This is a genomic window from Maribellus comscasis (assembly GCF_009762775.1).
Lineage (GTDB): Bacteria > Bacteroidota > Bacteroidia > Bacteroidales > Prolixibacteraceae > Draconibacterium > Draconibacterium comscasis.
Window position 1 is genome coordinate 3,938,441 of record NZ_CP046401.1, and the last position, 12,594, is coordinate 3,951,034.

General features: G+C 39.6%; 9 protein-coding genes. 6 read left to right on the forward strand and 3 right to left on the reverse strand.

What is annotated here, in order from left to right; genetic code table 11:
• The first annotated feature begins 133 nt into the window (after nt 1–133).
• The 6 genes from GM418_RS15555 (at nt 134) to GM418_RS15580 (ending at nt 5,910) form a co-directional block, all read left to right on the forward strand.
• Nucleotides 134–514 carry a BlaI/MecI/CopY family transcriptional regulator gene (locus tag GM418_RS15555; protein ID WP_158867918.1) on the forward strand — a complete coding sequence of 127 codons (381 nt, stop codon included), beginning with the start codon at nt 134–136 and terminating at the stop codon, nt 512–514.
• Between the two features lie 2 nt (nt 515–516).
• A complete protein-coding gene (locus tag GM418_RS15560) occupies nt 517–2,193 on the forward strand; it encodes a M56 family metallopeptidase (RefSeq protein WP_158867920.1) in 1,677 nt (558 codons plus the stop codon).
• 54 nt (nt 2,194–2,247) lie between these two features.
• Entirely contained in the window at nt 2,248–3,138 is an 891-nt protein-coding gene (locus GM418_RS15565; RefSeq protein ID WP_158867922.1) for a TlpA family protein disulfide reductase, read from the forward strand.
• Nucleotides 3,139–3,175: 37 nt separating this feature from the next.
• Nucleotides 3,176–3,796, forward strand: a complete 621-nt coding sequence (locus GM418_RS15570) for a hypothetical protein (protein ID WP_158867924.1) — start codon at nt 3,176–3,178, stop codon at nt 3,794–3,796.
• Nucleotides 3,797–4,032: 236 nt separating this feature from the next.
• On the forward strand, nt 4,033–4,299 hold the full coding sequence (locus GM418_RS15575; RefSeq protein ID WP_158867926.1) for an energy transducer TonB: 267 nt from the start codon (nt 4,033–4,035) through the stop codon (nt 4,297–4,299).
• A 237-nt stretch (nt 4,300–4,536) separates the two neighbouring features.
• Complete coding sequence (locus GM418_RS15580) at nt 4,537–5,910, forward strand: Gfo/Idh/MocA family protein (protein ID WP_158867928.1); 1,374 nt, start codon at nt 4,537–4,539, stop codon at nt 5,908–5,910.
• Nucleotides 5,911–6,050: 140 nt separating this feature from the next.
• Here the strand turns inward: GM418_RS15580 and GM418_RS15585 are convergent, their stop codons facing one another.
• From GM418_RS15585 to GM418_RS15595, 3 genes are all read right to left on the reverse strand, one after another.
• Nucleotides 6,051–8,090 carry a RagB/SusD family nutrient uptake outer membrane protein gene (locus tag GM418_RS15585; RefSeq protein WP_158867930.1) on the reverse strand — a complete coding sequence of 680 codons (2,040 nt, stop codon included), beginning with the start codon at nt 8,088–8,090 and terminating at the stop codon, nt 6,051–6,053.
• 46 nt (nt 8,091–8,136) lie between these two features.
• Complete coding sequence (locus GM418_RS15590) at nt 8,137–11,358, reverse strand: SusC/RagA family TonB-linked outer membrane protein (RefSeq protein ID WP_158867932.1); 3,222 nt, start codon at nt 11,356–11,358, stop codon at nt 8,137–8,139.
• A gap of 388 nt (nt 11,359–11,746) precedes the next feature.
• Nucleotides 11,747–12,481, reverse strand: a complete 735-nt coding sequence (locus tag GM418_RS15595) for a polyprenol monophosphomannose synthase (RefSeq protein WP_158867934.1) — start codon at nt 12,479–12,481, stop codon at nt 11,747–11,749.
• Nucleotides 12,482–12,594: the final 113 nt, after the last annotated feature.

Sequence of the window (12,594 nt, forward strand, 5' to 3'; positions counted from 1 at the left end):
TGGGAAAGCTGCCTGTTTAGGTGGCTTTTTTTGTTTTATATAGCTATATACTATAAAAATAGTAGAAATATTATAAAAATAGTTTTTATTCTAGATTTTTAGTACTATGTTTGTAGTAATAATTTTCAGTATTATGAAATCACTTACCAAGGCAGAAGAACAAGTTATGCAGATCCTTTGGGATTTAAAAGAGGCTGTAGTTAAACAGGTTGTTGAGAAATTTGATAATCCGCAACCAGCTTATACAACTGTTGCAACAGTGATGAAAGTATTGGAAAAAAAAGGTTTCGTTTCTCATAAAAAGATAGGGAATACACATCTTTTTTTCCCGGCAGTCAGTAAAAAGGAATACACAAAATTTCAGTTCAGTTCTCTTTTGAAAGATTATTTTAATGGTTCTTTTCCTAAAATGGCAACTTTTTTTGCCAAAGAAAACAACATTAGTATCCAGGAATTGGAGGAAATGCTGAAGATGACGGAAAATGAATTGAATAAGGACGAAAACAATAAATAACCATGGAATCTTTGTTTACATTTTTAGTAAATGCGTCTGCAGGGATAAGCTTGTTTTATATCGTTTACTGGATTTTTCTTCGGAATGAAACTTTCTATAATGCAAACCGGTGGTTTCTTTTTATGGCTTTAATCTCAGCTGTTTTATTGCCATTGTTCCCACTAAAATATCAGGTTATAATTGAACCTGAAAATGATGCAGCGGTGTTAAAAACCATTTCAGATACTTTTAAACACATTCCTGTCGTTTCCGGTACAGAGTATGAAAGCCAGGGATTTAACTGGCAACAGGGAGTTTTATTGGTCTATTTAACCGGAGCTTCAATTTTCCTTTTACGACTATTGACTCAGACTTTTATTCTTATTCATCTAATAATAAAATACCGGATAAAATCGCTGGATGGAATCCGAATTGTAGAAAACGAAAAATATGGTTTGCCATTCTCGTTTTTTAATGTTGTATTTATAAATCCGAAATTTCATAAACAGGAGAACCTGCCGGAAATTCTGGCTCACGAGAAAGTGCACATTCGTGAGAATCACTGGTTCGACCTGCTATTTATAGAACTGTTAACAGTCATCTTTTGGTTCAATCCATTTATATGGTTTTTTGAACGATCAATGAAACAAAACCATGAGTACCTTGCCGACAAAGGTGTAATTTCCATGGGGCACAGTGTAGCACGGTACCAGGCTTTATTGTTAAACCAGTTAATGGGCATGCAGATTATTGGAATTACCAACAACTTGAATTTTGCCCTTAACACAAATCGATTAAAAATGATGACAAAAACGAAAACTTCCGCTCTGGGGCGGGTAAAATTGTTATGGGCTTTGCCCGCAGTTGCTCTATTGCTATTTGCTTTTGCGGAACCTGATTACAAAGTATTGTCTGCACAGAAAGTATTGTCTGCACAGAATGATGAGAATCCTAAGACTATGGTCGATTTTTCAGGACAAAAAGAGATAACGGTCAGGGGAATAGTTTTAGATGAAAAAGGAGACCCTCTGCCGGGAACGTCTGTTGTAATTAAAGGAGGTACCAGGGGTACTGTTTGCGATATGGATGGAACATTCAAACTGGATGTGCCGGAAAATGCCAGCATTGTGCTCTCATTTGTCGGGAAGAAAACTGTTGTTGATTCCTACGAAGAAATTACGTCCGGAAATCAAAAAGGTGATACTTTTAGCCGGAAATACACGATGAAAGATGCCATAGAAATGATTTCTAACAGCTCTTACGACGGAGATTTTAAAACCTCCTACGAAGGAGAACTGCTCCCTCCTCCTCCGCCACCTCCACCACCACCGACAAAAGAAGCTGTGCCTGCAAATGGAAAAACACCACCTCCGTCACGTGTAATGCCAGGTGACGAAGAAGTGTTTTATATTATAGAAGTTATGCCCCATTTCCCGGGTGGTTATTATGCCAGGCAGGATTACATTTTGAAAATGCAACAAAAAATTGCACAAGCAGAAGGCATAAAAGGAAAAGCAAAAGTATTTTTTACCGTAAATGCTAAAGGCAAAGTTACAGATATCAAAATAGTGGAAAAAGACAATGATGGCGCAGCCAAGGGGGCAGTCATGCTGGTATCTGGAATGCCTGACTGGACACCTGGGAAACAACGTGGAAAGGCTGTCCCGGTAAAATATTTGCTGCCTGTAGTATTCAAATAACAGAAAATTAGAAATACTTATTTTATTTACCCGGTGTACATAATTTTAAGGGAAATGAAAAAATTTCAGCTAATTGCGATTTTACTGCTTTCAATTTTTGTTTTTTCCTGTAAAGAGAAATCAAAAAAAACTCAGTTAACAGTAAATGTTGAAACGCTTGAACCTAAAGTCAATATCAGTGAACTTACTTCTGATTTTATGAAATGGTGGACGTATTATTCCTATAACATTTCTTTATCATCAGATTTTACAGGTTTAAACGAACAGTCAGAAATGATTGACAAAAAACAATTTTTGGAAAAATTAATTACAGGCAATTATATTCCTCTAAAAATAAAATCGGACAATAAAATCGAAACATATAAACTTTATCAGCTCGACTCTATCGCAGACAAAGGAATCGGAAGAACAATAAAAAATGAATCAACTACAATCTATGGTTTATATGAGATGGAAGGAACGCCCATTCCACAGTTTAACTTTACCGACCTGGAGGGAAATAGCTACACCAACGAAAATACAAAAGGAAAAACAATAATTCTAAAAACCTGGTTTATCCACTGCGGAGCTTGTGTAGCTGAATTTCCGGAACTAAATGAATTTGTAGAAAAATATAAAAATAGAAATGACATCATTTTTCTGAGTTTAGCGTTGGATACTAAATCGGAATTAGAGAAGTTCTTACAGCAAAAAGAGTTTGATTATAAGGTAGTTCCCAATCAGAAGGAGTTTATTTTTAAAAAATTATACTTGAATGGCTTTCCGACCCATTTAGTTGTAGATGAAAATGGAACAATATTAAAAGTGGTAAACAATGCATCAGAAATGATTGCCTTTTTTGAAAATGGAAAGAAATCAACAGACAAAAAATTACCACCGCCATCTTCAGCAGCACCACCGCCGCCACCACCACCGCCACCACCGCCACCGCCACCTTCGAAATAAAAACTTACATCAACCTTTACAAACAATTTTTAAATAGATGCGAAAAGGAAATATTAATCTTTGGATTTTGGGTGTTTTATTTGGCTCAATACTGGCATATACAGGTTGGACTGGGTTGGGGACACAAACGTTCTTAATGGGAAAAACCAGTGAAATTTCAGGAAAAGTAATCGAGGTATTTCCAAATAAAGAAGTACAAAATTTCAGTCGAAAAATTAAATATGTTTACTCAGTAAATGACAACTTTTATGTTGACTTTAAAAAACTTGGAACAGAAGATGCAAAGCAAGAAATTGGAAATGATTTGAAACTTATTTATTCGATTAAAAAACCAGAAAGAAATAGAGTTAAAAGACTTTCTTCAAACTATGACAATTCAGTCGGAAAAAAATATTATTCGACCAAAGAAAATGGTTATATCGAGTTACGACTGATTAACGGAATCTTCAAATACAAAGAAGCTGCAGTAGGAGGTAAAATAATTCATGACTTTGTTGGAGAATATAAAATCATCAATGACTCCATAAAATTCGAGAATTATATTTTCGAGACTGTTAATGAGAATAAAAACAGACCTGAATTATTTGTGCTTTCACCAGACAATCACCGTCAATTAGTTGATGTGAGCACAAAAAAAATTTTTAGAAGATTTCATTAGTTGTGATTAAATTAAAAAAACTATGCACAATAAATACATATTGCAGGGCAGGTTTGGGGGTAGGCCAACTGCGGCCCGAGGCTTCGGGATCGTTTCGAGTTCTACCGATAACTATCGGACAAGAACGCTCACTGAAATCCGCCTCAACAAAAGAAGCTGTACCTGCTAATGAAAAAACTCAACATCCACAACATGTTATATAAGGTGAAGAAGAGGTATTTTATATTATAGAAGGTATGCCCCATTTTCCGGGTGGTTATTATGTAATGCAGGATTACATTTCGAAAAAGCAACAAAAAATTGAACTGGGGAAAGGCATAAAAGGAAGAGCAAAAGTATTTTTTACTGTAAATGCAAAAGGAAAAGTAAGCGATATCAAAATAGCAGAAAAAGATAATGACGATGCAGCCAAAGGTGCAGTAATGGTTGCATCAGGAATACCTGACCGGACACCTGGAAACAACGGGGAAAGGCTGTCCCGGCAAAATACTTGCTGTCGGTAGAATTCAAATAACAGAAACGGAAATAGTTGTTTTATGTTTTACCCTGATTTTAAGAGTCAGGGTATTTTTGTTTCAGGCTGATGAGAATATAGCCTGCTGCTCAAACTGATGTTCTTCATATGAAAAAATGCAACCAGAATATTTTATAAAAAAATGAGATTTGAATTTATTCCTCATTCTCAAATCAAATTGGTAAATTGTAAGCCAAAATTCTAAACCAATTAAAATCAAACAAAAATGACTGAAAGACGAGATTTTATTAAAAAGACCCTGGCCGGCACGGCAGGAATTGCTATTGGTGGTGTAGGATTTAGTGCAAAATCTTATGCTTCGATTATGGGAGCCAACGAAAGAATTACGATGGCTGTGATCGGGATCCGAGGACAGGGAAACGGGCACATCAGCCGCTGGTGTGATTTGAAAGAAAACAGAAATGTGTTTTTGAAAACCATTTGCGATGTGGATGAAGAATTGTATCCGGAAAGAGTAAAGAAAGTAGAAAACGCTATCGGTACAAAACCGCTGACAGAATGGGATATGCGTCGTGTGTTTGACGACAAGGATATTGATGCAGTTTCCATTGCTACTCCAAATCACTGGCATGCATTGGCAACCATTTGGGCTGCTCAGGCCGGTAAGCACGCATATTGCGAAAAACCAGCCAGTCATAATGTTTTCGAAGGAAGAAAAATGATTGAAGCTGCCCGCAAATACAATGTTCGTGTGCAGATTGGTTTTCAAAACCGTTCGATTGCAAATGTGATGGAAGCTATGAAATTTTTACATGAAGGCGGTATTGGCGACGTGTACATGGCAAAAGGATTATGCTACAAACCACGTGATTCGTTTGGTATTTCGGAAGACAGTTTGCCACCGGAAACTTTACATTACGACATGTGGCTCGGACCCGCAAACTGGCGCGCTTACAACGAGAAGAAAGGACACTATAACTGGCACTGGCACTGGGATACAGGAAATGGAGATACCGGAAACCAGGGACCACATCAGTTTGATATTGCCCGTTGGGGACTGAATAAAAAGGAACATCCGGTTTCGATTTTTTCCGCCGGAGGTATTTATGGAATTAGCCCGAAAGAGTGCTCACAGGAAACACCAAATACACAAACTTCGTTGTTTACGTATGAAGATGGAAAAGTTCTTGAATTTGAAACCCGCGGACGTTACACAAACGGCGAATCGAGTTTGAATGTGAAAATTGGAAATATGTTTTACGGAACCGATGGTTACCTGGAAGTAAACGGAAGTACATGGAAAGCTTTCCGTCAGAGGGAAAAAGAACCTTTTGCCGGCTCTGACATGAAAACTTCTGAAGTTCCTACTGATCCAACATTCTTGGCACCTCCCGGAGGAACAGAACATTACGCTAATTTTATTGATGCAATTCGCTCTGGGAGTAACTACGATTTGCACTGCGATGTAAATGACGGTTTCTATTCATCGGCCTTGCCTGCTTTGGCTAATATTTCATATCGCTTAAAACGTGAGTTGAATTTTAAAGGAAAATACGAAAAATTTGCCAACGATCCTGAAGCTGACATGATGTTATCGAGAAATTACAGAAAGCCTTATGTAGTGCCGGATGAGGTTTAAAGAGTAAAAAAGATGTGATTTAATTTATTATAAAATAAATGAGAAGGGGATTTTCAATCGAAAATCCCCTTTTTCATAACTAACTTAAACTAAAATTTAAATAATTCCCACACGAAAGTGGGAATATTTTAAGCAATCTTTTATTCTCCACCAACTTCGCCAATAGCTACCATTGGATCAACGTTAGGCACGCCGGCAGGCTGAACTACATGAGTCAGTGGTTCAATGTTACTCTCAGCACCGTCGTAACCTGTTGTTTGATTCAATATTGCACCAACGTTACCTACAATATAATCTTCAAATATTGGCCAGAAAATATGTTTCGGGTCCATGGTATATTTTGTGGTAGGATAGGTTGACCATGATACATTATCCCTGAAGAAATTATTTTTTTCCATCATCCTGTCGTAATAGAAATTACTGGCAGAGAGGGATTTTTCAATATCATCCCCGGATACCGAATAGGTATTGCCATTGTAGCAGGTTTTCCCTGATTTGGCAAAGATTACTGAAATCCGTACCAGTTCAAAGTGGCGGTATTCTTCTCCATACAATTCACGGGCACGTTCATCCAGTATTGCCCCGATTCCCATAGTCTGCACATCTCCGGCAGTATACATCTCGATGGCATTGGCACGTTCACGGATGATATTCAAATCTTCGGCTGCACCGGAATTATTATCCTGCCAGAAACGGGCTTCTGCTCTTATCAGGTAAGCCTCGGCTATCCGCAGAATGTACATATTCTGTTTACCTCCATCCTGGCGTTTTACCTGGTCTTCATAGTTGTGTGCCCAAAATTTGTATAAGGGGTAACCAAACCAGCAACGGATGGAATCTTCGCATAATAGTACATCATTATACCAGAGTTGTGCCGGTTGAAGATACCATTCCGGGGCGACCTCTTGCAGGTCAGGATTGTCATAAACCATCATATCCATGTCAAACCAGTTCCCTCTTTTATGACGGTAATCCTGGCGGTCCATTTCTCCTTCTCCATCAATCCCCCTCCAGAGATCATATTGCCCGTAATTGGTTGTGCGTGAAAATCCCTGGCCACGGCCAAACTTGTGCATCTGTTTTGTAACGTCGTCTTGTACGATGTTCATCCCTGTAACTGTACCTGTCGGTGGTGCTTTTACCCCCTTGTTAGTACTTACAAAGTTAGGACCCCATGCCCTGGGACGGGCTGACCTACCCTGGCTTCCATCTACAAACGAAGTATTGACAATAGTATATATTCCTTCCACGTTATTTACCTTCTGGCTGTTTTCATTATCGAACAGTAAATTTACCGGGTCAGCCGTCTGCTCACAATCAAATCCCGGAATCAACTCTCCGGTGAAAGGATTTTCGTTATTTCCTACTAACACCGTTTTTACGCCTGATGCATCAACATCAGCCTGGGTAAACAAACGCGACTGTCCACCGTCGATCACCTTGTTCATCATGTTTTCTGCATCCGCAAAACGTAAATTCATCATGTAGTATTTGGCCAGCAAAATCCTAACGGCATCTACCGGAGGCTGTCCTATCGGGAGTTCGCTCTTGGATTTTACCCATTGTTCTGCCCATTCCAGGTCGGTGATCATCTGGTCCCAGATGCCCTGCATGTAAAATGCTTTAAAATCCTGGCGTGCTTCTGCTACCACGTTCAAAGGGAAAGCTGTGTTCCCGTAACCCATGGTAAGCTGCATGTAGAAAAAAGAACGGACGAAATAGGCCCTTCCCAGCAAATCGTTCCTGTTAGGATCATTTGCCCCACCGGCCCAGTCTGGGATATCAATGTTATCGATTACCGTGTTCGCGTTCTTTATCTGTTGATAATCCTGATCGTAAATGCGCCGTATACCACGCATCTCACCAGTGTAGTCAGTCTGCGGTGTGCAATAAAGCCTCATGTCAACAGTTGGCATACTCGGATTATCCGTTTTGCCTGCTGTGATGTAATCGCCCATGGCAGCGTCAAACTGCAGGTCTCCTGCATCACCATTCCACTGATTAAAAATCCCTTTTAACGCTGCATCCAGTGCGGTTTGTAAGCCGCTCTCATTTACAAATGTATTCTCCGGACTTAAAGTTGACAATGGTTTTTGATCAAGATAGCTGTCGTTACATGACATCGTAAATACCAGTAATAAGGCTACAACCAGTCCTACTATATTTTTTATTTTTTTCATCTCTATCTTTTTTTTCAGTTATGTATTTCTTTCATTTATAAACGTTTTACAATGAAATGTTTACGCTAAAGGAATAGGTACTCGGCATATCTGTGCTAGATTCCGGATCGCCCTCTAACCACTTCGTAAACACGACCGGATTGTCAGCTGAAAAAGCAATACGGGCACTCTTAATCCTAAGCGGTTCCAGTACATCCGACGGAATGGTATATCCCAGCGATATATTCTGGATACGCAGGTAACTCCTCGATTGCCAAACCCGTGCAGTTGAAAGGTTTATGGAGTTAATTCTGGCAGCAGTATTGATCGGATTGTTGGGTGTCCAGTACGGAAGATCCCACCAGTTATGGTTTTTAATGTACGACTGGGAGTTGTTAAACGGCTGTGTGGTTCCACCGTAATAACCCAACTTGGACAATAATATCACACCCAAATCAAAATTTTTGTATTCAAAGTTATTTGTCAGGGTCATGTACCATGGTGGGGAGGTTAGTCCCTGGAATACCTTATCATCTGCATTAATTGTTCCATTTCCATCCTGGTCCACATATTTGAAATCACCCGGATATAAACCATACTGGGCAGCTTCTGATTCCTCTCCAATCTGGTAAATTCCATCCAGTTCATAATCCCATATGATATCCTTGTTTTTCCCGATAAACCAGCCGTTGGATGTATCGTCAGGCTCTTTGAGGACCGTATTGCCATTCTCATCTACTGTGGCTATTTTTTCGCCCGTTAGCGATACTATCTTATTTGTGCTGTAGCTTAAATTAAAGTTACTGGTCCAACGGAAATCACTATTCTCGATATTAATCGTGTTAATCGCTAAATCCACCCCGCCGTTTTGTAAACTTCCCACGTTGGTGGTTATCTGGGTAAAACCGGTTAATATCGGGAGCTTTTTATCCAACAACAAATCGTTGGTCTTAGACGTATAAGCATCTATCGAACCTCTTACCCGTCCGTCCCAAAGACCATAGTCGATACCCAGGTTGTAAGCCTGGTTTCTCTCCCATGCCAGGTTCGGGTTGGCCATCCGGTTAATGTATAGATAAGGAGCAATAAAATAACCACCATCGTAGTTCAGGTATTTGTTCTGGCTCAACGTTGCATAAGCTGCATACGAGCCTATCCCGCTACTGTTACCGTTTACACCCCAGCTGCCGCGCAGTTTCAAAAATGTAAGCCATCCCGGTCGGTTAGCCATAAATCCTTCGTTGGTAAGGGTCCATCCTGCCGATATCGACGGGAAAGAGGCATGTTTCTTGTTTAATCCAAAACGTGAATAACCGTCACGACGCCAGGAAGCCGACAAATTGTAGCGGTTGCTATAAGAATAATTGATACGTCCCATTAATGCATCCCTGGTAACGACCTCGTCTGATGAATTTGCGACAGGAATCAGGCCAAACGCAGTAGCATGGAATCCCAGCGCTTCGGTTGGTGAAAAATTTGAAGCTCTTGAATCTGTTTCCCACGACTGGGTCTTTTCTTTATTCACAAGACCCGTTACATCAAAACGGTGCTCGCCAAACTCCTTGCTCCAGTTCAGGATATTATCCCACTGGTATTCAAAGGATTGGTTATGGCGTCTTCGTACATACCCCCCGTTGTTCCAGACCGGGTTAGCGCTGTCTTCGTAAAGAAGCCTTTTACGGAAATCAAATCGTGGTGAATAGTTCGAAGTCAACTGTATCCCTAACGGGAGTGTTAACTTGGCATACAATGTCGTAAATAGCCTGTAACGGTTGTACAAACGGGTTGTGTATGCCGGATCCAGGTACGGATTACCACGGTTCGAACCGGCACCCGCAGTTTTCAAATACTCCCTCGGGTACTTGTTTGGCAGTTTTCCGATGGTAGGGATATTATCGTTATAAACAGTATTGTACCACGGGGCATCATACGGTGACGATGATTGAACACTTGCATCAATTGGTTCGTCCCCTTCATCCTGGTATGAAAAATTACCTTTTAACCCGACATTCAGAAAACTCGTGGCTTTTACATCCAGGTTTAACCGCGAAGTAATTTGTGTGAAACTTTCTCCCATAGTTACCGACTGGTTGTCTGTATAACCCAAAGACCAGTAGTATGATACATAATTGTTTCGTCCGGTTACACTCAGGTCGTAATCCTGGCGTATCCCGACTTTATTGTATAAAAAATCATTCCAGTCAAAAGTCCTTCCAAGAAGGTAATTTTCTTTTTCATTGCCTTCAAATCCAAGGGTATTCAGCCACGCTGTGGTAATTTCCGTGGGATCGGTCGAACCGGGGATACCGTTGGCTGTCAGCCATTCAGACTGGTATTGGGAAGGAACATCTTCATATTTTTCAAATTTTGACCATGCTTCGGTGTTTAAACTGTTGATGGATTCAAACACATCGGTCAGCCAGTTCATAACATCATCCCCTGCCTTGTGTGAGTCCAGGTGTTTTCCGCGGGTAACTATACCCAGCTTGGCGCTCGCTGTAATGGTCGGCTCGCTCGTAGTACCAGTTTTCGTGGTAAATACAATTACACCGTTCGATGCACGCGAACCGTAAATGGCTGCTGCACTGGCATCTTTTAATACGTCGACACTGGCTATGTCGTTGACGTTTATTGCGGCAATATCTCCGTTAAAAATAACTCCGTCCAATACGATTAACGGCTTATTGGCTTCTGCTTCTTCATTAACATCATCATCAACATCTGCTTTAATGGTATTATTTGCACGAATCTGGAAATCAGGGGTATTTCTTGCATTGGTACTGTAACCTACCTGTAAACCCGGCACAGCCGAACGAAGCATATCCTGCACGTTGGCCGGCTGGTACTTGAGCATTTGCTCTGCATTCACGGAGGAAACTGCACCTGTAAGGTCTTGTTTCTTGGCCGTACCATAACCGATTGCTACTACTTCGTCAAGGCCAATGGCATCGGTTTCCATTGTAAGATTAATAGATGTCTGGTCGCCAACAACAATTTCCTGCGTTTTTAACCCGACAAATGAAAATGCAATTGTGGCATTGCCCGGAACATTGGATAGAGTATAGTTACCATCGATATCTGTTACAGTACCATTGGTGGTCCCTTTAATAATGACAGTAACACCTGGTATAGGTGCGTTATCTGTCCCCTTGATATTTCCGGTAATTGTTTTGGTTTGCTGGGCGTAACCTGCAAACTGGATGAGTAGAAAAACTCCAATAAGAAAAATTTTAGACAAAAGCCCACTGCGCCTATTGCGCAAAAAACTTTGCGTTGTGTTTCTTTTCATAGGTTTAATTATTAAGTGAGTAAAAAATATCAATACTTATAAGCAAAATAGATGCGAAGCATTCCAACGAAAGTGATATCGTTGCCAAAAGATAAAGGATATTCACATAGGCAAATGAGTTTTAGTTAAAGTTAATTACGTTTAATTTATAAAACCTTTCATACAACATATAAATGTTGTTTTTTAGTTTTCGTTTACTTTCATTGTGACCTGGAACCAGGTGTTTCCGTTAGCGTTACCGGAAAAGTACAACATAAACTTCAAAAAAAAAAATAATATTGCATATGTCTTTTAACATATTCGGAGGTTTGAACTCACGTAAGCCTTATTAGGCTTTAGCTCTTACGAAGAATAAAGGCTGAAAAATAAATTATAATTTTTAATTTTTTTATACCCTTTTGGAGTATTTCCTGAACCAACTACGCAGTTTCATTTTTAAAACTCCCCATAAAGCTTCGTTAAAGATTCCTCCGCTCATTTTAGAGGTGCCTTCTTGTCGGTCAGTAAAAACAATAGGAACTTCAACTATATTAAAACCAAATTTATATGCGGTAAATTTCATTTCAACTTGAAATCCGTATCCAATAAGTTTAATTTTTTCAAAATCAATGGTTTCCAAAACTTTTCTACGGTAGCATTTAAAACCCGCGGTGGTGTCTTTTACGTTCATTCCAGTTACAATGCGAACATACATTGATGCAAAATAAGACATAAGTACCCTCCCAAGTGGCCAGTTGATAACGTTTATTCCCGATATATATCTCGAACCGATTGCCAGATCAGCACCATCTACCGCGGCCTGGTGTAATCTTTCCAGATCATCGGGATTGTGGGAAAAATCACAATCCATTTCAAATATATAATCATAACCGTTCTCCAAAGCCCAATTAAAACCTGCAATATAAGCCGTTCCTAAACCCAGCTTTCCTTTTCTTTCAAGAATGTGTAATTGTTTTGGGAACTCTTTCTGTAATCTTTTAACAATGAGAGCTGTTCCATCGGGAGAATTGTCTTCAACAATCAATAGATGAAATGGTACATTTAGCGAAAAAACTTTTCGCACCATTTTTTCCACATTTTCTTTTTCGTTATAAGTTGGAATAATTACAAGGTTCTTCGACACTTTGCTCTAAGTTTTGAATTCGTAAACGAAAATACACTTTTGTTGCTTAATAAAAATGTCTCAGGTTTAATATTTACTCTAAAAAAACTTAAAAAGTAGTGTACAGCTTTTTG

Coding starts and splice junctions, on each gene's coding strand:
- GM418_RS15555 (WP_158867918.1), top strand. CDS start 134: ATGAAATCACTTACCAAGGCAGAAGAACAAGTTATGCAGATCCTTTGG.
- GM418_RS15560 (WP_158867920.1), top strand. CDS start 517: ATGGAATCTTTGTTTACATTTTTAGTAAATGCGTCTGCAGGGATAAGC.
- GM418_RS15565 (WP_158867922.1), top strand. CDS start 2,248: ATGAAAAAATTTCAGCTAATTGCGATTTTACTGCTTTCAATTTTTGTT.
- GM418_RS15570 (WP_158867924.1), top strand. CDS start 3,176: ATGCGAAAAGGAAATATTAATCTTTGGATTTTGGGTGTTTTATTTGGC.
- GM418_RS15575 (WP_158867926.1), top strand. CDS start 4,033: ATGCCCCATTTTCCGGGTGGTTATTATGTAATGCAGGATTACATTTCG.
- GM418_RS15580 (WP_158867928.1), top strand. CDS start 4,537: ATGACTGAAAGACGAGATTTTATTAAAAAGACCCTGGCCGGCACGGCA.
- GM418_RS15585 (WP_158867930.1), bottom strand. CDS start 8,090: ATGAAAAAAATAAAAAATATAGTAGGACTGGTTGTAGCCTTATTACTG.
- GM418_RS15590 (WP_158867932.1), bottom strand. CDS start 11,358: ATGAAAAGAAACACAACGCAAAGTTTTTTGCGCAATAGGCGCAGTGGG.